At 73.5% G+C, this 18,650-nt stretch carries 16 protein-coding genes; 10 read left to right on the forward strand and 6 right to left on the reverse strand.

Annotated elements, in window-relative coordinates; translation table 11 throughout:
• Nucleotides 1-135: 135 nt before the first annotated feature.
• The 5 genes from OG266_RS44750 to OG266_RS44770 form a co-directional block, all read right to left on the reverse strand.
• Nucleotides 136-495 (reverse strand): DUF3099 domain-containing protein, encoded by a 360-nt coding sequence (locus OG266_RS44750; protein ID WP_371553366.1) that lies wholly within the window; start codon nucleotides 493-495, stop codon nucleotides 136-138.
• Nucleotides 496-709: 214 nt separating this feature from the next.
• Nucleotides 710-2,464 carry a cytochrome bc complex cytochrome b subunit gene (locus OG266_RS44755; RefSeq protein ID WP_371553368.1) on the reverse strand — a complete coding sequence of 585 codons (1,755 nt, stop codon included), beginning with the start codon at nucleotides 2,462-2,464 and terminating at the stop codon, nucleotides 710-712.
• A 358-nt stretch (nucleotides 2,465-2,822) separates the two neighbouring features.
• On the reverse strand, nucleotides 2,823-4,343 hold the full coding sequence (locus OG266_RS44760; RefSeq protein WP_371553370.1) for an FAD-dependent monooxygenase: 1,521 nt from the start codon (nucleotides 4,341-4,343) through the stop codon (nucleotides 2,823-2,825).
• A 299-nt stretch (nucleotides 4,344-4,642) separates the two neighbouring features.
• Nucleotides 4,643-6,082, reverse strand: a complete 1,440-nt coding sequence (pcaB, locus tag OG266_RS44765) for a 3-carboxy-cis,cis-muconate cycloisomerase (protein ID WP_371553371.1) — start codon at nucleotides 6,080-6,082, stop codon at nucleotides 4,643-4,645.
• Nucleotides 6,079-8,148, reverse strand: a complete 2,070-nt coding sequence (locus OG266_RS44770; protein ID WP_371553395.1) for an FAD/NAD(P)-binding protein — start codon at nucleotides 8,146-8,148, stop codon at nucleotides 6,079-6,081. Before OG266_RS44770 ends, pcaB begins: the two co-directional genes overlap by 4 nt.
• Nucleotides 8,149-8,647: 499 nt before the next feature.
• Here OG266_RS44770 and OG266_RS44775 point away from each other — a divergent pair, with 499 nt between their 5' ends.
• From OG266_RS44775 to OG266_RS44820, 10 genes are all read left to right on the forward strand, one after another.
• Nucleotides 8,648-9,274, forward strand: a complete 627-nt coding sequence (locus tag OG266_RS44775; protein ID WP_329543437.1) for a hypothetical protein — start codon at nucleotides 8,648-8,650, stop codon at nucleotides 9,272-9,274.
• Complete coding sequence (locus OG266_RS44780) at nucleotides 9,271-9,465, forward strand: hypothetical protein (RefSeq protein WP_326718157.1); 195 nt, start codon at nucleotides 9,271-9,273, stop codon at nucleotides 9,463-9,465. The genes OG266_RS44775 and OG266_RS44780 overlap by 4 nt, the downstream gene beginning before the upstream one ends.
• A gap of 127 nt (nucleotides 9,466-9,592) precedes the next feature.
• Nucleotides 9,593-10,573, forward strand: coding sequence for a mevalonate kinase (gene mvk / locus OG266_RS44785; protein ID WP_371553374.1), 981 nt, complete (start codon nucleotides 9,593-9,595; stop codon nucleotides 10,571-10,573).
• Entirely contained in the window at nucleotides 10,563-11,615 is a 1,053-nt protein-coding gene (gene mvaD, locus OG266_RS44790) for a diphosphomevalonate decarboxylase (RefSeq protein ID WP_371553376.1), read from the forward strand. Before mvk ends, mvaD begins: the two co-directional genes overlap by 11 nt.
• A complete protein-coding gene (locus OG266_RS44795; RefSeq protein ID WP_371553378.1) occupies nucleotides 11,612-12,700 on the forward strand; it encodes a phosphomevalonate kinase in 1,089 nt (362 codons plus the stop codon). Before mvaD ends, OG266_RS44795 begins: the two co-directional genes overlap by 4 nt.
• Complete coding sequence (fni, locus tag OG266_RS44800) at nucleotides 12,697-13,827, forward strand: type 2 isopentenyl-diphosphate Delta-isomerase (protein ID WP_371553380.1); 1,131 nt, start codon at nucleotides 12,697-12,699, stop codon at nucleotides 13,825-13,827. The genes OG266_RS44795 and fni overlap by 4 nt, the downstream gene beginning before the upstream one ends.
• Nucleotides 13,824-14,885: a hydroxymethylglutaryl-CoA reductase gene (locus OG266_RS44805; RefSeq protein WP_371553382.1), complete on the forward strand. Its 1,062-nt coding sequence runs from the start codon at nucleotides 13,824-13,826 to the stop codon at nucleotides 14,883-14,885. Before fni ends, OG266_RS44805 begins: the two co-directional genes overlap by 4 nt.
• Before the next feature lie 3 nt (nucleotides 14,886-14,888).
• The gene (locus tag OG266_RS44810) at nucleotides 14,889-16,058 is read left to right on the forward strand and encodes a hydroxymethylglutaryl-CoA synthase (RefSeq protein ID WP_371553384.1); all 1,170 of its coding nucleotides are present in this window, start codon (nucleotides 14,889-14,891) and stop codon (nucleotides 16,056-16,058) included.
• Nucleotides 16,059-16,191: 133 nt separating this feature from the next.
• Nucleotides 16,192-17,169: a 3-oxoacyl-ACP synthase III family protein gene (locus tag OG266_RS44815; RefSeq protein ID WP_371553397.1), complete on the forward strand. Its 978-nt coding sequence runs from the start codon at nucleotides 16,192-16,194 to the stop codon at nucleotides 17,167-17,169.
• A gap of 68 nt (nucleotides 17,170-17,237) precedes the next feature.
• Nucleotides 17,238-17,828: a malonic semialdehyde reductase gene (locus OG266_RS44820; RefSeq protein WP_332880859.1), complete on the forward strand. Its 591-nt coding sequence runs from the start codon at nucleotides 17,238-17,240 to the stop codon at nucleotides 17,826-17,828.
• A gap of 88 nt (nucleotides 17,829-17,916) precedes the next feature.
• Here the strand turns inward: OG266_RS44820 and OG266_RS44825 are convergent, their stop codons facing one another.
• Entirely contained in the window at nucleotides 17,917-18,240 is a 324-nt protein-coding gene (locus OG266_RS44825; RefSeq protein ID WP_371553386.1) for a DUF6059 family protein, read from the reverse strand.
• Between the last annotated feature and the right edge of the window lie 410 nt (nucleotides 18,241-18,650).

An 18,650-nucleotide genomic window follows, 5' to 3' on the forward strand; every position in this document is an offset into this window, starting at 1 on the left:
GGGGGGCGCGCCCCCCGTGCGGCTCTCCTCGGCGGGATACCCGGGGCGGGGCCCTCGCGGGCCACCGCCGCTGCCGCTGCCGTCGCCGTCGCCGTCGGGCGGGTCCGGTGCGCGGCGCGGTGGCCGCGTGCCCGGTCAGCCCGTCGTGTTGCGTTCCGGCGGCAGGATCAGGGTCGGTTCGAGGACGACGCGGGTGGCGGGTTCCTCGGCGGCGGGCCGGGCCAACTCGGCCCGTACGCCCCGCTGTTGCTGCCATCCGGCCTGAGCGGCGACGACGGCGACGTAGGGAATGACGACCCCGCCCACCAGGGCGCAGACCGCGACGGCGGGCCAGTGGTTCCAGGTGAGGGCCATCAGGACCACGCAGGCGCTGCGCACCAGCATGGCCGCGACATAGCGGCGCTGGCGGCCGCGCACGGCCTGGGTCAGGCCGGTACGTGCCCCCGTGATGGACTCGGCCCGGGGTGGATCCCGGCGCCAGGGCGTGCGGTTCATCGGGCCTCCGTGGATGCTGGGGCAGGGCCGCCGGAGAGCCGGAACGCGGGCCGGTCCCCCGCCGGGTGCGGGGATCCAGCGGCGGTACGGACGTCCGCCCCCGCGCTTTCGGGGCGGCGGCCGGCGGTGAAAAACGACGGCGGCGCGGGTGACCGTCCCCTGATCACCCGCGCCGCCGTGTCCGGGGCCCGGTCCTGTGCGTGGTGGTGCCGGGTCAGTGCACTTCGCTGTCCGGCTCCCGTCCCTCGACGGCGGCCGGCCCGCCGGCCGGCAGGTGCCCGTTGGACGAGGCCTGCCCGTTGGACGCGGCGTGGCCGTTGGACGAGGCGTGGCCGCCGGGCGCGTGGCCGTGTTCCAGGGCGTGCCGCAGTTCCTCAGCGGTCGGCTGCGCGATCTGGCCGCCGTGCAGCCAGCGGCTGAGCCGGTGGCGCAGCATCTCCTTGCGGGCGTTCGGGTTCGGCACGCCGTCGTCGTCGGAAGCAGCGGGGGCCGGCAGGATCTCGGGGTGCTGCCGGGACAGCAGGGTGTACGCCTGGTCGCGGTCCAGGGGTGCGTGGACCTCGACGAACTCGCCGTGCGGCAGCCTCTTGATGCGGCCGGTCTCGCGGCCGTGCAGGAGCTTGTCGCGGTCCCGCAGCTGCAGGCCCAGGCAGATCCGCCGGGTGATGACGTACGTCAGCGCCGGGACGACGAACACCCCGATGCGGACGGTCCAGGTGATCGCGTTCAGGGACAGGTGGAAGCGCTCGGCCAGCAGGTCGTTGGCGCCACCGAAGAACAGCACCAGGTACAGGGAGACGAAGGCGCAGGCGAACGCGGTGCGGGCGGGCGCTTCGCGGGGCCGGTCCAGGAGGTGGTGCTCGCGTTTGTCGCCGGTGACCCAGGCCTCCAGGAACGGCCACAGGGCGAACACGGCCATCATGACGGTGGGCAGGATGACGGCCGGCAGCAGGACGCCCATGTTGACGGTGTAGCCGCCCGGGACGGTGAACTCCCAGGCGGGCATGGCCCGCAGGGCGCCTTCCAGGAAGCCCATGTACCAGTCGGGCTGGGAGCCCTGGGAGATCTGGTCGGCACGGTAGGGGCCATAGGTCCACACGGGGTTGATCTGGGCGATGCCGGCCAGCAGCGCGAGGACGCCGAAGACGAGGAAGAAGAACCCGCCGGCCTTGGCCGTGTACACCGGCATCAGGGGCTGGCCGACGACGTTGTTCTCGGTGCGGCCGGGGCCCCGGAACTGGGTGTGCTTGTGATAGAAGACGTAGATCAGGTGGACGGTGACCAGCGCCAGCACGATGCCCGGGATGAGCAGGATGTGGATGCTGTAGAACCGGGGGATGATGTCGTGCCCCGGGTATTCGCCGCCGAACAGGAACAGCGTCAGATAGGTGCCGACCACCGGGATGGCGAGCGTGACGCCTTCGGCGATGCGCAGGCCGGTGCCGGAGAGCAGGTCGTCGGGGAGCGAGTACCCGATGAAGCCTTCCAGGGTGACCAGGACCAGCAGCGTGAAGCCGATCAGCCAGTTGACCTCGCGCGGCCTGCGGAACGATCCGGTGAGGAAGTGCCGCAGCGTGTGGATCATGAGCGCGGCGATCATGATCAGGGCCGACCAGTGGTGCAGCTGGCGGATGAGCAGGCCGCCGCGGACATCGAAGCTGATGCGGAGGGTGGAGGCGTAGGCCTGGGACATCGGGATGCCGTGCATCGGCTCGTGTGATCCGTTGTAGACGGTCTCGGTCATGCTCGGGTCGAAGAACATGGTGAGCCACACGCCGGTGATGATCACCACGATGAAGCTGTAGAGCGCTATCTCCCCGAACATGAACGTCCAGTGGTCCGGGAACACCTTCCGGATCAGGAACCGGAAGTGGTAGATCCCGAGCCGCCCGTCCGCCCAGTCGGCGATGCGTTCGCCCCTGGGCGGTACGGTGCGCGCACTCTGTGGCGCCTTTTCGGTCGTGCTCATATCCGCGCGCCCTCCCCTCGCCGCTCGGTCGTCACAGGCAGCCCCGGGCCGGCCGCTGGGCGGTCGGTGACGGAGGTGGCCTGCCGCGGCGCAAGCGGGCCGGTGCCGTGGAGCGGGTGAAACGCTATCCAGGCGCCGGTGAAGGGAACAACCGCGCTCAAGCGATACTCAAGTGCGAACTCGAGTGGTTCTCCGGTGAGTTGAGGGTCACGGGTACACAAGTGGGTTTCCCTGTCGGCTGGTTGATCCACTCCAGTCATGGTCTCGAGCGTATGGCCGGGCAATTTCGGCCGCGACGGGGTATATCGCGCCACACGGCTGAAAAGCAGGGTGCTCACGGCGCTGAAAAGCGGGGTGCTCACGGCCGTTGCGGGTCGAGGGCCGGTGCCGCGGTCGGCCACTGGGCCGAGGAGCCGGTGGGCCGGGGCCGGGCGGAGCCGGTGGCGACCCCGATGGCGGGCGGGGCCGGTGCGGCGGGCCGGCGGCGGCGGGCCTGGGGGCCGTGGGTTTCGCTGGGGGGCGTCGTCGCGGGGGGCGTGCGGCGCGCCGGGCGCAGGGCGGCGCGCAGGGCGTGCGGGCGCAGCGCGGCGGGCGGGGCGAGGGTCTGGTGCAGGTGGAGCAGGAGGGCCGCCGCGTGCGGGTCGGTGGTCGCGGCGGCCGCGATCCTGGACGCGTACCGCCTGCCGAGCCGGGCCCGCAGTCCGCCTGACGGGCCCGGGGTGCGGGTGCTCGACTGCCAGGCCGGGGCCACCTGGTGGGCGAGGGCCCGGCGCAGCCGGTGGCTGATGCCGACCGCGGTGCCGTGGGCGGTGAGCAGGTGGTCCAGGACGAGGGCGCACTGCACGGCCAGGGTCATGCCGTGGCCGTGGGCCGGGTCGAGGGCGGCGAGGGCGTCGCCGACGACGAGGAACTGGTCGGGCCAGCGGCGCAGTTTCTCGTAGTGGCGCCGGCGGTTCCCGGTGCGGCCGCGGCTGTAGACGGGGCCCAGCGGGGTGGCGCTCTCGATGAGGTCGCGCAGCAGCGGGTGGCGCAGGGTGCCGGCGGCGTGCAGCAGTTCCGTGTGGTCGGCGGGCGGCGCGCTGCCCTCGCCGGTGCTGAGCGTCACCGACCAGCGGCCGCCCTCGACGGGGTTGAGCACGGCCTGGCGCGGATCGTCCGGCGTGGCCATCAGCAGCAGGCTCTTGAAGTCGGCGACATGGCCGACGGGCGGCGCGTACAGCGTGGTGGCGTACCCGGTGCCGGTGTCGGTGACGGTTTCCGCGGGGGGTTGGTAGCCGAGTTCGGCGAGCCAGGTGGGGGCGCGGGAGCCGCGTCCGGAGGCGTCCACCACGAACTCGGCGGAGATCAGGCGCCGCGGGGTCCAGCCGTCGGGGGCCCGGCGGTCCCGGCCGCGGGCCCAGACGCCGGTGACGGTGTCCTGGGGGCCGCCCTGCAGGGCGACGACCTCGTGCTCGGGGAGGAAGGTCACCTGGGGGGCGGCGCGCAGCCGGTCGCGTATCACCGCGTCCAGGAGGTCGCGGCCGGCGCTGAGCATCGACAGGCCGGCGTCGCAGCGGGGCAGCCAGCCGGCCGGGCCGAGCAGCAGCATGTCCGCCGGGATGCGGACGTGGACCGCTCCGGCGCGGGCGAGGTCCTCGCCGATGCCGGGGAACAGCTGCTCCAGGCCCTGGTGGGCGGCGGTCATGAGGCTGTGGGTGTGGCGTGCCTGGGGCACGCCGCGGCGGCGGCCGGGGCCGCGGGGCAGCCAGTCGCGCTCGATCACGGTGACCTGGTCCATGAAGCCCGCCAGCGCCCGGGCCGCGGTGAGCCCGGCGAGGCTCGAGCCGATCACCACGGCGTGGCCGTGGCCGCCGCCCCTGCCGACAACACGTGCGTCCACCCTCAACTCGGCCGCCTCCCCTGTGCGTTGTCGTTGCATCATGCGGCGCGGGCGCGCCCGGGCGGCCTGCTTCGGCGCCGCCTCGAGCGGCATTCGAGGCGGGCGCGAGGAGGATTCGAGCGGGCCTGCCGGACGGCGGGGCGGGCGGGGATCCCCCGCAGCGGCCCGGCCAGGGAGGTCGGCCGCCGCTCGGGGGGCCCGCCGCGCGCGCCGCCGGACCTGTTCTTGCTGGCCGCGGCGCAGGAGCGCCCGGTGCCGGGCACCCGCCCGTGGGACGGATACGGGCCGGGAGGAACCGTTCAGGGCGCCGCGGCGGGCGGGTGCCCCGGTGCGGTGAGTGCCCGGTCCACCAGCGGGCCGGCAAGGCCCGTGTACTGGGCCGGGTCGAGCAGCGCGGCCGCCTCCTCGCGGCTCAGCACACCGGCCAGCTGCGGGAGTTCGGCCAGGACGGCGGCCAGCGGCAGGCCGGTGCGGGAGGCGAGCAGGGAGGCCTGCGTGAGCAGGTCCCGGGCGGCTGCCTTGCCGATGAGCGGCGCCAGGTGGGCCGAGACCCGCTCGGAGACGAGTTGTCCGCCGGTCGCCTGGAGGTTGGCGTGCATCCGCTCGGGGTGGACGGTGAGTCCCCGGGCGAGTTCGACGGCCGTGTGCGCGGCGCCGCCGGTGAGCCGCAGGGCCTCGCGCAGCGGCTGCCACTCCGCGTGCCACATGCCGGCGGAGCGCTCGTCCTCGGTGGGCAGACACTGCATCAGTACGGTGGCCAGTGCGGGCACCTGGAGGGCGGCGGAGCGGATCAGGGTGGCGAGCACCGGGTTGCGTTTGTGCGGCATCGCGGAGGAGGCGCCCCGTCCGGCGACCGCGCCCTCGGTCACCTCGCCGACCTCGGTGCGGGTGAGCACCAGCACATCCGCGGCGATCTTGCCGAGGGCGCCGGTGGTGTGGGCGAGCGCGGCCCCCAGGTCGGCGACGGGGGTGCGCAGGGCGTGCCAGGGCAGGAGGGGGGCGGCCAGTCCCGTCTCGTCGGCGAACGCGGCGCCGAGTTCGCCGAGCAGGGCCGCGGGGTCCGCGCCTTGGCCCGCGTACTGCAGATAGCCGGCCAGGGTTCCGGCCGCGCCGCCGAGCGCCGTGGGCAGTCCGCCGTCGGCGACCCGCTCAAGGCGCTCGGCGGCGTCCAGGACGAGGTGGCGCCACCCGGCCGCTTTGAGCCCGAAGGTCGTGGGCACGGCGTGCAGGGCAAGGGTGCGGCCCGCCATCACGGTGTCCCGGTGCGCGGCCGCGAGGCCGGCCAGCGCCTGGGCCACGGCCCGCAGATCGGCGACGATCAGGCGCAGCGCGCGCTGGGCCACCAGCATCGCGCCGGTGTCGAAGACGTCCTGGCTGGTCGAGCCGCGGTGCACGTACTCGGCGGCCTGCGGGGAGCGTTGGGCGACCACCGCGGTCAGCGCCTTGACCAGGCCCACGACCGGGTTGGCGGTCTCCCGCGCGGCCAGCGCCAGTTCGCGTACGTCCAGCAGGTCCGCGCGGGCGGCGGCGGTGATGGCCGCGGCCGCCTGGGCGGGGATGGTGCCGCAGCGGGCCTGGGCGCGGGCCAGGGCCGCCTCCGCGTCGAGCATCGCCTGCAGCCAGGCGCGGTCGCCGACGGCGGCCTCGACGGGGGTGCCCGCCCGGACCGGGGAGAGCAGCCCTGCGTCCAGGTGGGCGGCCAGGGCGGTCGCCGGCTCGGGCGGGTGCACGGAGGTCATGCGCCCGCCCCCGCCCGCGCGGTGTCCGGCTGCGCTGCGGGGCAGGGCAGTTGGGGCAGCGCGAGGACCGCCGCCGCGATCGCGTCGGAGTCCTCGAGGGTGACCGAGCCGACGCCGGGCCTGATGCCGGCGGCGGTCACCCAGTGCACGGACTCGGTGGGCACCCCGTAGGCGAAGCGCCGCGGATGCGGTACGCCCCGGGCGTCGATCACGTGGTAAGGGCGCTCGGACACGGCGAGGCCGCCGGTCTCATGACCCACGCCGCCCGTGCCGCCCGTACCACCCGTGCTGCTGGTGCCGTCCGTGCCGCCGGTGCCGTCCGTGCTGCTGGTGCCGTCGGGGATGCGGTAGGGGTGGCACTGCCCGGTGCGCAGCAGCTGGTTCATCAGCGGGTCCGCGGTGCGCCTGAGGTCGATCTCGGGCAGGCGGGCCTCGATGAGGACGGTGGCCCGCACCGCTACGTCCGCCAGCGCACTGGACGTAGCGGTGAAACAGGGGCCGAGCGGGTCGTGCGCGTCGGCGTCGACGCGCAGGCCGGGCCCGGTCACCTCGAGGATGCCCGCGTCGATGAGCGCGGCCATCTCCTCGATGCGGGACGCCGGGGGGCCGATGGACAGATAGGCGTTGAGCGGGGTGTACCAGCCGTCGAGGTCCTCGCGGTGGGACGCGGCGGTCAGCCCGCCGTGGTCGACGGCGAGCCGCAGCTCGTTGCGCAGGTCCCGCAGCACGTCGAGGGCGGCCTTGGCCGGTCCGCTGACGTTGCCTTGGCGGGCCAGGCGGACGTCGTCGTCCAGGTGGGAGCGCAGCCAGCTGCGGAAGGCGGCCTGGTCGCAAAAGACCCGGTCGCCGTAGGGGCGCGCGAGAAGCTCCCAGTCCCAGCGCTCGGCGGCGCCGATGCCGCTCGCGTCCAGGAGCACGTCCTCCTGCGGTCCCGGTTCGGCCTCCAGGTAGGCCTCGGTGAACTCCTCGATGAGGCCGGGGAGTTCACCGCGTGCCGCGAGCAGGGCCGCGTAGTGGACGCTGCACACCTCCTTGGAGACGAGCGGCCACAGATCGGCGGCGAAGTCGATGGCTCCGCGGTCCGGGGCCCGCGCGCGCAGCGCCGCGATGTACCCGGCGGTCAGCAGCCGGGGGTAGTAGCGGCCGTGGGCGCCCTTCTCGTTCTCGCCGCGCGCCTGGTAGGGCACGCCGCGCCGCGAGCCGGCGTACAGGCGCGGTTCGCGGCCCGAGGGCCGGTAGCGCAGGCGGCCCTGGGTGCGGGTGAAGACGCCGCCCCGGCCGTGGGTGAACAGGGCCAGGTAGTCGAAGAAGTTGAGGCCGAGTCCGCGCAGCAGTACGTGCTCGCCGGGCCGGATGCCCGACAGGTCCACGTCGGCCGGGTTGGCGGGGGGCAGGTAGGTCAGCGCGTGGCGTTCGGCGTACTGGGCCAGCTCCCGTTCGGTGTCCGAGAGCCGGGCCGGGACATGGCCCTGCGCGAGGACGACCGCGGACAGGCCCCTCAGCCGGGTGCCGTCCTCCAGGACGACACTCTGCGCGCGCCCCGGCCGGCCGGTGGCGGGCTCGTCCTGGAGGGCGACGGCCCGCACCGGGTGCGTGCGCACCGTCACATGCGCGGCGGCGTTGGCGACGACCCGCTTGAACGCCCAGGTCAGATAGCAGCCGTAGAGGGCGCGGGTGGGGTAGGAGTCGGGGCCCAGGCGGCGTGCCTCCGCCAGGACCATCTCGTCGTAGCCGGCCTCCGGGAGTGCCTCCAGGGTGTGCGAGACCAGGGCCTTGGCCCACTCGTACAGGCTCGGCCCCTCGTCCAGCGGGCCGTCGATGCGGACGCTGGCGTCGGTGTAGACCGTGACCTGGCAGGACACGGTGTTCATCAGCAGGTGCCGGGACTGCGTGGGGCGCCACACCCGTCCCGAGCCCGGCGGGTCCGGGTCGACCACATGCACGGTGACGGTGTCCCAGCGAGGCGACTTCCGTTCCTGCGCGCAGAGCCGTTCCAGTACGGACAGGCCGCGCGGCCCGGCTCCCACCAGGCAGACCTCCAGATGCGCCGCCGTTTCGCCCCCGATGGGCTGGGCGGATTCCCGGATGTCCGGATCGCCGAAAGAAATCGGGTCGTACAGGGCATACTCATCGGCCGCCGTCACCAGCGGCCCTGCGGTGAGTCCGACGCTCACTGAGCGTTCGCCTCCATGCGTACCGTCCACAGCGCCTCCTTCCTGAGCCACCGTCGGTGCACGCGCTCAATCACCGCTCGGCCCCGGATGGAAATCGGCTCGAGGAATGGCCGCGGGAATCGGCGGCGCCCGTCCTGCGCCGCCGCATCGGCGCCGTCGGGTCACCTCCGCCGGGCCGCGAACGGGGCTGTATCGGGACTCCAGAACCGGTGGTTACGTTCGTGGAAAAGCGTCACCGGACCGACCCGGCCATTCGGCTGCCGGCGCTCGTCGTGCAGTGGTCTGAACCCAAGGCACCGGTCCGGCAGCAAATTGCCGCAACCCATGTGCAACACCCGTGCGCCATGGCGCGGTTGCGGAGGGCGAGCCGCCTCATGAAGGAGATCCGCCGATGGTTCACCCGTGCCCCAGAAACCACACCCGTGAGAGCCGTGCCGTCACCGGGTCGATTCTCTGCGCCCCCTGCATCAGCCAGGCGGAACGCGATCTGCGCGCCCTCCCGGTCCTTCACCAGGAGTGTCTGCACCATGTGTCGCCGGGCCGCCGGCGGACCAACCCCACCCGGGTGTCGGGGAGCCGCAGCCGGGATCAGCTGAACATCTCGGTCCTCGACGCCCGGTACAACCTCCTCGCCACGCTCGAGTCCTGGTCGGAGATCGTGGTGGAAAACCTCGCCGTCGCCGCACCGGCCCGCTCCGTTCCGCAGCTGGCCCGGTTTCTGGCCCGGCATCTGCACTGGCTCGCCGCCCAGCCTCCGGCTGCCGACTTCGCGGGCGAGATGGAAGGCCTCGTCGCCGAGCTGCGCGGCACGATCGACCCCGATCCCGGCGGTCTTCACCAGCTGGTGCGGCGCTGCGTCGTGGACCACTGCGGCGGGACGATCAGCGCCCCGCCGCGAAATTCCGCAGAGCCGGGGGACCACCGCATCGGATGCTCGGCGGGGCATTCCTGGGAATTGCGCGAATGGCTGACGCTGAGGCAGCTCATGGAGCGGCAGCGAAAGGATGCCGGCGTATGAGGAAACCGCCGCGCCACCGGCTTGTCCCCACGAATGTGGCCGCACTCGCCGTGGGGGTCTCGGAAGCGACGATCCGCAAGTGGGTGAGCCGCGGGAAAATCACCCGCTACGGCGCGCCGAACTGCCGCTCCGAGTTCGACATCGACGAACTCACGGACATCGCCATGCGGCGCCGGCCGGCCGGGCGGTGACCACCGGGCATTCCCCCCACGCCATTTCTCTTTCTTCTGCTGCTCCACACCAGGCAAAGACGCCATCTCGACACGGAAACGACAAGGGGAGCTGAGCGCGTTGACTCTACCGACCTCAGTGGAGGGGGTGTCACAAGACCGCCGGGCCCGCTCGGTCGGCATCGGCCGCGCCCACGCCAAGGCCATCCTGCTGGGCGAGCACGCGGTCGTGTACGGGGCTCCGGCGATCGCTCTGCCGATGGTGCAGCTCACCGCCACGGCGAGCGCCGGCTGGTCCTCCCACGCGGGCGACGCCCGGGGCGGCCTGTCCTTCACCATGACCGGTTCCGCCTCCAGGGCGGTGGTGACGCAGGCCTCCGACGGTCTGCAGCGGCTGGCCGCGGCCTTCACCGAACGCATGGGCGTGGAGGGCAGGCCGCACCTCGACGTGATCCTGGACGGTGCGATCCCGCCCGGCCGCGGGCTCGGCTCCAGCGCCGCGAACTCGCGGGCGATCGTCCTCGCGCTGGCCGACCTCTTCGGCCGTGAACTGACCGACGGCACGGTGTTCGACCTGGTGCAGACGGCCGAGAACCTGACGCACGGCCGGGCCAGCGGCGTCGACGCGATGGCTGTTGGCGCCAGTGCCCCGCTGCTGTTCCAGGCGGGCAGGGCCCAGGAACTGGCCGTCGGCTGCGACGCCTTGTTCATCGTCGCCGACAGCGGCACCGCGGGCAGCACCCGGGAAGCGGTCGAGCTGCTGCGGGACGGATTCAGCCGCGGGGCGGGAGCGCGGGAGCAGTTCCTGCGCCGCGCCACGCAGCTCACCGAAGAGGCCCAGCAGGCCCTCGCCGAGGGCGAAGCGCAGGAGCTCGGCGAGCGGCTCACCGGCTACCACGAACTGCTCCAGGCGGCCGGCCTCAGCACCGGGCGGATCGACGCGATGGTCGGGGCCGCGCTCGGGGCGGGCAGCCTCGGCGCCAAGATCACCGGGGGTGGCCTGGGCGGCTGCGTCCTCGCGCTCACCCAGCCGGACCAGGCCAGGGAGGTCGCCCGCCACCTGCACGACGCGGGCGCCGTCCAGACCTGGGTCGTACCGCTGAGGAGGCTCCCCCGCCATGCGCTCTGAACAATCCCCGCAGCTGGTGCGGCCGCCCGTGCCGGACACGGCGGCGGCCACCGCCGTCGCGCACCCCAACATCGCGCTGGTCAAGTACTGGGGCAAGCGCGACGAGCAGCTGTTCCTGCCGCGCACCGACAGCCTGTCGATGACCCTGGACATCTTCCCGACGACCACCCGCGTCCATCTCGCCCCCCGGGCGGACAAAGACACGGTCACCTTCAACGGCCGGGCGGCGACGGGTGAGGCCCTGCGGCGCATCGTCGCGTTCCTGGAGCTGGTGCGCGAGCGGGCGGGGCGGGCCCACCGGGCCGTCGTCGACACCGCGAACACCGTGCCCACCGGGGCCGGACTGGCCTCCTCCGCCAGCGGGTTCGCCGCCCTCGCCGTCGCCGCGGCCGCCGCGTACGGGCTCGGTGACGACGCCACCGCGCTGTCCCGGCTGGCCCGGCGCGGCTCCGGCTCCGCCTCGCGGTCCCTGTTCGGCGGATTCGCCCTCTGGCACGCCGGCTCCAGCACCGGCACGGCCGCTCAGGCGGACCTGAGCTCCTACGCCGAACCGGTACCCGCCGCGCGGCTCGACCCGGCGCTGGTCGTTGCGGTCCTGGACGCGGGCCCCAAGGCGGTGTCCAGCCGTGCGGCCATGCGCCTAACCGTCGACACGTCCCCGCTGTACGAGCCGTGGGCGCGCTCCAGTGGGGACGACCTCAGGGACATGGTCGCCGCGCTGCGGCGCGGCGACCTGGACGCCGTCGGGGAGGTCGCGGAGCGCAACGCGCTGGGCATGCACGCGACGATGCTGGCGGCGCGTCCCGCCGTGCGGTACATGGCGCCGGCCTCCCTCACCGTGCTGGACAGCGTGCTGCAGCTGAGGCGGGACGGCATCGGGGCCTGGGCGACGATGGACGCCGGGCCGAACGTCAAGGTGCTGTGCCGGCGTGCGGATGCCGGGAAGGTGGCCGCGGCCGTGCGCGGCGCCGCCCCGGGCTGCTCGGTGCACATCGCCGGGCCGGGCCCCGGCGCCCGTCTGCTGGCCGGGGACGGACGATGACCACCCGGCGAACGGTCGTGCGGCGTGCGCCGGGCAAGCTGTTCGTCGCCGGCGAGTACGCGGTGGTCGAGAGCGGCCCGGCGATCCTGGTGGCGGTCGACCGGTACATCACCGTCACCGTGTCCGCCGGCGAGCGTGCCGGCGTGCTGATCTCCTCCGACCTCACCGCCCGGGCGGTGCACCGGACCTGGCGGGACGGCCGGCTGACCGGGGCCGGCACACCGGCAAACCCGGTGGTGGCCGCGGTCGAGACGGTGGCGGGCCTGCTGGCCGAACGCGGCCTGCCGGTGCCCCCGTTGAGCGTGTCGATCACCAGCACGCTGCACGAGGACGGCAGGAAGTACGGCCTGGGCTCCAGCGGCGCGGTGACCGTGGCGACGGTCGCCGCCGTGGCCGCGTACTGCGGACTACGGCTGTCGCCCGGGGCCCGGTTCCGGCTCGCGCTGCTCGCGACGGCCCGCATCGACCCCCAGGGCTCCGGCGGTGATCTCGCCGCCAGCACCTGGGGCGGCTGGATCGCCTACCAGGCGCCCGACCGGGCCTTCGTGCTCGACCTGGCCCGCCGCCACGGCATCCAGGAAACCCTGCGCACCCCCTGGCCGGGTTTCGCCCTGCGCCGGCTGCCGCCGCCCAAAGACCTGACCCTGGAGGTCGGCTGGACCGGAAGCCCGGCCTCCACCTCCTCCATGGTGTCAGGCCTGCACCGGCGGGCCTGGCGGGGCAGCGCCTCGCACCAGAAGTTCATGGAGACCAGCGCCGACATCGTCCGCGCCGCGGTCACCGCGCTCGAGGCCGGCGACGGCGAGGGCCTGCTGCAGCAGATCCGGCGGGCCCGCCAGGAGCTGGCCCGCCTGGACGACGAGGTCGGCCTCGGCATCTTCACGCCCGCCCTGTCCGCGCTGTGCGACGCGGCCGAGGCCGCCGGCGGGGCGGCCAAACCCTCGGGGGCGGGCGGCGGCGACTGCGGCATCGCGCTGCTCGACGCCCGCTCCCCGCACGACATCGCCCGCGTACGGCAACGGTGGGCCGCGGCCGGGGTGGCGCCCCTGCCCCTGCGTCCCGCCCCAGAAGGGACCCGGAAATGAGTAGCGCTCAGCGCAAGGACGACCACGTCCGGCTCGCCATGGAGCAGCAGCACGCGCACAGCGGACGCAACCAGTTCGACGAGGTGTCGTTCGTCCACCACGCGCTGGCCGGCATCGACCGGCCCGACGTGTCCCTGCGCACCGCCTTCGCCGGCCTCACCTGGCGGGCGCCGCTCTACATCAACGCGATGACCGGCGGCAGCGTCAAGACCGGTGCCATCAACCGGGATCTGGCCATCGCCGCCCGCGAGACCGGCATCGCCATCGCGTCGGGCTCCATGCACGCCTACTTCAAGGACCCCTCGTGCGCGGACACCTTCCGGGTGCTGCGCACGGAGAACCCGGACGGGTTCGTCATGGCGAACGTCAACGCGACGGCGTCGGCCGAGAACGCGCGGCGCGCCATCGACCTGATCCGCGCCGACGCCCTGCAGATCCATCTCAACACCGCGCAGGAAACACCCATGCCCGAGGGCGACCGGTCGTTCGCGTCCTGGGCGCCGCAGATCGAGCGCATCGCGGCGGCCGTCGACGTCCCCGTGATCGTCAAGGAGGTCGGCAACGGGCTGAGCCGGCAGACCGTCCTGGCGCTGGCGGGCCTGGGCGCGGCGGCGGCCGACGTCAGCGGCCGGGGCGGCACGGACTTCGCCCGCATCGAGAACGGCCGGCGCGAACTCGCCGACTACGCCTACCTGCACGACTGGGGGCAGTCCACGGCCGCCTGCCTGCTGGACGCGCAGGACACCGGCCTCCCCCTGCTGGCCTCCGGCGGCGTCCGCAGCCCGCTCGACGTCGCCCGCGCCCTGGCCCTGGGGGCCGGCGCCGTCGGCTCCTCGGGGGGATTCCTGCGCACCCTGCTGGACGGCGGCGTGCCGGCGCTGGTCGCGAAGATCTCCACCTGGCTCGACCAGCTGGCCGCCCTGCAGACCATGCTCGGCGCCCGCACCCCCGCCGACCTCACCCGCTGCGACCTGCTGATCCACGGCGAACTCCGGTCCTTCTGCGCCGACCGGGGCATCGACACCCGGCGGCTCGCCCAGCGCTCCAGCCCCAGCCCCAACTCCGGCTCCAGCTCCAGCCCCAGCCCCAGCGACGCCCTCCACCAGATGACGGGAAGCACACGATGACCGAAGCCCACGCGATCGCCGGAATCCCCATGAGGTGGGTGGGCCCCCTGCGCATGTCGGGGAACGTCGCCACCACCGAGACCCATGTACCGCTGGCCACCTACGAGTCGCCGCTGTGGCCCTCGGTGGGCCGCGGCGCGAAGGTCTCCCGGCTGGCCGAGAAAGGCATCGTCGCCACCCTCGTCGACGAGCGGATGACCCGCTCGGTGCTCGTCGAGGCGACGGACGCGCAGACCGCGCTCACCGCCGCGCGGACCATCCACGCGCGCATCGAGGAACTGCGCGAAGTGGTGCGCGGCTGCAGCCGGTTCGCCCAGCTGATCGGCATCCGGCACGAGATCAACGCCAACCTGCTGTTCATCCGCTTCGAGTTCTCCACCGGCGACGCCTCCGGCCACAACATGGCCACCCTCGCCTCCGACGCGCTCCTGGCGCACCTGCTGCAGAGCGTCCCGGGCATCTCCTACGGGTCGATCTCCGGCAACTACTGCACGGACAAGAAGGCCACCGCCATCAACGGCATCCTGGGGCGCGGCAAGAACGTCGTCACCGAACTGCTCGTGCCGCGCGCGGTGGTGTCCAGTGTCCTGCACACCACGGCCGCGAAGATCGTCGAGCTGAACATCCGCAAGAACCTGCTCGGCACCCTCCTCGCCGGCGGGATCCGCTCGGCCAACGCCCACTACGCGAACATGCTGCTCGCGTTCTACCTGGCGACCGGCCAGGACGCGGCCAACATCATCGAAGGCTCGCAGGGCGTCGTGATGGCCGAGGACCGCGACGGCGACCTCTACTTCTCCTGCACGCTGCCGAACCTGATCGTCGGCTCGGTCGGCAACGGCAAGGGCCTGGGCTTCGTGGAGACGAACCTGACCCGGCTCGGCTGCAAGGCCGACCGCGAGCCCGGCGACAACGCCCGCCGGCTCGCCGCCCTCGCCGCCGCCACCGTGCTGTGCGGCGAACTCTCCCTGCTCGCCGCGCAGACCAACCCGGGTGAACTCATGCGCGCGCACGTCCAGCTGGAACGCGACAACAAGACCGCAAAGGTTGGTGTATGAGGCATGTCCCTATCCATCGGAATCCACGACCTGTCGTTCGCGACAGGCCAGTTCGTCCTGCCGCACACGGCACTCGCCGACCACAACGGCACCGAGATCGGCAAGTACCACGTGGGCATCGGCCAGGAGTCGATGAGTGTGCCCGCCGCCGACGAGGACATCGTGACCCTCGGCGCGGCGGCCGCCGCGCCGATCATCGCCCGGCACGGCACGGACCGGATCCGCACCGTCGTGTTCGCCACCGAGTCCTCCATCGACCAGGCGAAAGCGGCCGGCGTGTACGTCCATTCGCTGATCGGGCTGGGCTCGGCCACCCGCGTCGTCGAGCTGAAGCAGGCCTGCTACGGGGCGACCGCCGCCCTGCAGTTCGCCATCGGCCTGGTCCGGCGTGACCCGGCCCAGGAGGTCCTGGTGATCGCGAGCGACGTCTCCAAGTACGAGCTGGAGAGCCCGGGCGAGGCCACCCAGGGGGCGGCGGCGGTGGCCATGCTGGTCAGCGCGAACCCCGCGCTGGTGCGCATCGAGGACCCCTCGGGCCTGTTCACCGCCGACGTCATGGACTTCTGGCGGCCCAACTACCGCGACGCCGCCCTGGTCGACGGGCAGGAGTCCATCGGCGCCTACCTGCAGGCGGTGGAGGGCACCTGGAAGGACTACGCGGAGCAGGACGGCCGCAGGCTCGAGGAGTTCGCCGCGTTCTGCTACCACCAGCCGTTCACCAAGATGGCCTTCAAGGCCCACCGCCACCTGCTGAACTACTGCGGCTACGACACCGACAACGACGACATCGCCCGCGCGGTGGGGCAGACCACGGCCTACAACACCGTGATCGGCAACAGCTACACCGCCTCGGTGTACCTGGGCCTGGCCGCCCTCCTGGACCAGGCGGACGACCTCAGTGGCCGGCCCGTCGCCTTCCTCAGCTACGGCTCCGGCAGCGTCGCGGAGTTCTTCGCCGGCACCGTGGTCGCCGGCTACCGCGAGCACCTGCGCACGAAGGCCAACCGCGAGGCGATCGAGGGGCGCACGCCGGTCGACTACGCCGGCTACCGCGAGCTGCACGAGTGGACGTTCCCGACCGACGGCGGCGACCACGCCACCCCGGAGCAGACCACCGGGCCGTTCCGGCTGGCCGGGATCAGCGGCCACAAGCGCATCTACCAGACGCGCTGAGCGTCCCCGGGGCCCCCACGGCGGGGCGGCCCGTGCGCCGCCCCGCCGGCCCCGCCGTACAGCCATCCACCGACCCATGTGAGGGGAGGGCAGCCGCGTGAACGGCACCACGATCCCCGGCCCCGGCAGCCCCATGAAGGACATCAGGATCCTCGGCACGGGCGCCTACGTGCCCGACAGGATCGTCTCCAACGACGAAGTCGGCGCACCGGCCGGGGTCGACGACGCCTGGATCACCCGCAAGACCGCGATCCGGGAACGCCGCTGGGCCGCCGCAGGCCAGGCCACGTCCGACCTGGCGACGGCCGCGGCCCGCGCCGCGATGCAGTCGGCCGGCATCACCGCCGAGCAACTGTCCATGATCGCGGTCGCCACGTCCACACCGGACCGGCCGCAGCCGCCGACCGCGGCCTACGTGCAGCACAACCTCGGCGCGGCCGGCACCGCGGCGTTCGACGTCAACGCGGTGTGTTCCGGCACCGTGTTCGCGCTCTCCGCGGTCGGCAGCGTCATCCTGCGGCGGGGCGGCTACGCGCTGGTCATCGGCGCGGACGTGTACTCGCGCATCCTGAACCCGGCCGACCGCAGGACGGTCGTGCTGTTCGGGGACGGCGCCGGGGCCATGGTCCTGGGCCCCACCACCCGGGGCCCGCTCCTGCGGCATGTCGCCCTGCACACCTTCGGCGCCCTCTCCGACCTGATCCAGGTGCCCGCCGGCGGCAGCCGGCAGCCCCTGGACCGGGCGGGCCTTGAGGCCGGACTGCAGTACTTCGCAATGGACGGACGCGAGGTACGCCGTTTCGTCGTGGAGCAACTGCCGCAGCTGACCAAGGGATTCCTCCACGAGGCCGGCGTCGAGGCCGCGGACATCAGCCACTTCGTCCCGCACCAGGCCAACGGCGTCATGCTCGACGACGTCTTCGCGGACCTGGCCCTGCCCCGCGCCACCCTGCACCGCACGGTCACGCACTACGGCAACACCGGAGCCGCCTCCATCCCCATCACCCTGGACGCGGCCGCCCGCCAGGGCGCCTTCCGCCCCGGCGAACTGATCCTGCTGGCCGGCTTCGGCGGCGGCATGGCCGCGAGCTTCGCCCTGATCGAGTGGTGAGAAACCCCCACGGCCCCTCACAGCCCCGCCCCGCCCCACAAGCCGCTCTCTGTTGAAAGGCTGCACCCATGCCGCTCGTGCTCGACGCCGCTGCCCAGGACCTCCTCTTCCGTGAGGCCCGCACCGCGAACACCTTCACCGCCGAGCCGGTGACCGACGAGCAGATCGAGGCGGTCTACGACCTGGTCAAGTACGGTCCGACCTCCTCCAACCAGACCCCGCTGCGCATCACCCTGGTCCGCTCCCCCCAAGCCCGTGAGCGCCTCGTGCCGCACATGGCCGAAGCCAACCGCCCCAAGACCGCCACCGCCCCGCTGGTCGCGATCCTCTCCACCGACAACGAGTTCCACGAGGAACTGCACAAGCTGGTCCCGCACTTCCCCCAGGTCAAGGACCTGCTCTACGCCGAGCGCCCGGCCCGCGAGGCGTCCGCCGCCCTCAACGGCGCCCTGCAGGCCGCGTACTTCATCATCGGCATCCGCGCCGCCGGCCTCGCCGCCGGCCCGATGAGCGGCTTCGATCCGGCCGGCGTCCAGAAGGAGTTCCTGGACGGCGACCACACCCCGCTGATGGTCGTCAACATCGGCCGCCCCGGCCCAAACGCCTGGTTCCCGCGCGCCCCGCGCCTTCACGCCGGCGAGGTCATCACCACCGTCTGAACCCGCCGACCGCCAGCCAAGAGGCCGGGTGCAGCAGGCGACTGCCTGCCGCGCCCGGCCTCTTGGCGGTCTAGCGCCCGGACCGCGGTCAGCCGCCGTCGCGGGCGCGCCGTTCGTAGGCGGGCCACACCTCGCCGGCGAGCAGCAGTTCCTGCGGGGACAGCGGAACGTCCTCCCGCAGCCGCTCGGGGTGTGCGGGCGGCGGCCCTCCCACCCCCGGCGGCAGCACCAGGAACCTGCCCCGGGCGTAGCGCACCAGGCGGCTCCGGGAGCGTGCCGGGGGGCGGGGCGGGTCCAGGGCGTGCACCGCCTCGGGGCCGATGTAGAGGGCCCCGTAGGAGGCCAGGGCCCGCCACACGGGCCGCAGGCAGCGCCTGATCATCCGCAGGCCGCCGCGCAGTATCCGCATCATGTCTGCACCTCCACACCTCCGCTCGTCCTTCCCTTTGAAGACTGGCAAGGTTCACTCGGGGACCGGTCGAGAGGGCGCGGCGCACGGCGGTGCTGTTTCCGGCCACCGGCACCCCGCACCCGGGGCCCGCTGGGTGCCGGGCGGGCAGCACGACGAGGCGCGCTGCAGGGGTGCAGCGCGCCGGGCCGGTGCGGTGAGGCGGTGTACGGGGGGCGGGGGGCGCAACACGCTCCGGGGGCCGGGGTGTTGCGGCCATCGCGTCAGTCGATGCCGCGTACGACGTGCGGCTCCCAGGTGTCGTCCTCGTCGATGCCGGCGAGCCGGAGCGGCGGGGGCGGGGGCGGGGCGTTTGGTGACTGTCTGGTGTCCTCCTCCAGGGTGGCGTACATCTGGTCCTCCTGCTCTGTGGG

This window comes from Streptomyces sp. NBC_00554 (assembly GCF_041431135.1).
In the GTDB taxonomy this organism is placed as follows: domain Bacteria; phylum Actinomycetota; class Actinomycetes; order Streptomycetales; family Streptomycetaceae; genus Streptomyces.

Excerpts from the sequence above, each read along its gene's own strand:
- OG266_RS44750 (WP_371553366.1), bottom strand. The coding sequence starts at position 495 with ATGAACCGCACGCCCTGGCGCCGGGATCCACCCCGGGCCGAGTCCATC.
- OG266_RS44755 (WP_371553368.1), bottom strand. The coding sequence starts at position 2,464 with ATGAGCACGACCGAAAAGGCGCCACAGAGTGCGCGCACCGTACCGCCC.
- pcaB (WP_371553371.1), bottom strand. The coding sequence starts at position 6,082 with ATGACCTCCGTGCACCCGCCCGAGCCGGCGACCGCCCTGGCCGCCCAC.
- OG266_RS44775 (WP_329543437.1), top strand. The coding sequence starts at position 8,648 with ATGGTTCACCCGTGCCCCAGAAACCACACCCGTGAGAGCCGTGCCGTC.
- OG266_RS44780 (WP_326718157.1), top strand. The coding sequence starts at position 9,271 with ATGAGGAAACCGCCGCGCCACCGGCTTGTCCCCACGAATGTGGCCGCA.
- mvaD (WP_371553376.1), top strand. The coding sequence starts at position 10,563 with ATGCGCTCTGAACAATCCCCGCAGCTGGTGCGGCCGCCCGTGCCGGAC.
- OG266_RS44795 (WP_371553378.1), top strand. The coding sequence starts at position 11,612 with ATGACCACCCGGCGAACGGTCGTGCGGCGTGCGCCGGGCAAGCTGTTC.
- fni (WP_371553380.1), top strand. The coding sequence starts at position 12,697 with ATGAGTAGCGCTCAGCGCAAGGACGACCACGTCCGGCTCGCCATGGAG.
- OG266_RS44805 (WP_371553382.1), top strand. The coding sequence starts at position 13,824 with ATGACCGAAGCCCACGCGATCGCCGGAATCCCCATGAGGTGGGTGGGC.
- OG266_RS44810 (WP_371553384.1), top strand. The coding sequence starts at position 14,889 with ATGTCCCTATCCATCGGAATCCACGACCTGTCGTTCGCGACAGGCCAG.
- OG266_RS44815 (WP_371553397.1), top strand. The coding sequence starts at position 16,192 with ATGAAGGACATCAGGATCCTCGGCACGGGCGCCTACGTGCCCGACAGG.
- OG266_RS44820 (WP_332880859.1), top strand. The coding sequence starts at position 17,238 with ATGCCGCTCGTGCTCGACGCCGCTGCCCAGGACCTCCTCTTCCGTGAG.
- OG266_RS44825 (WP_371553386.1), bottom strand. The coding sequence starts at position 18,240 with ATGATGCGGATACTGCGCGGCGGCCTGCGGATGATCAGGCGCTGCCTG.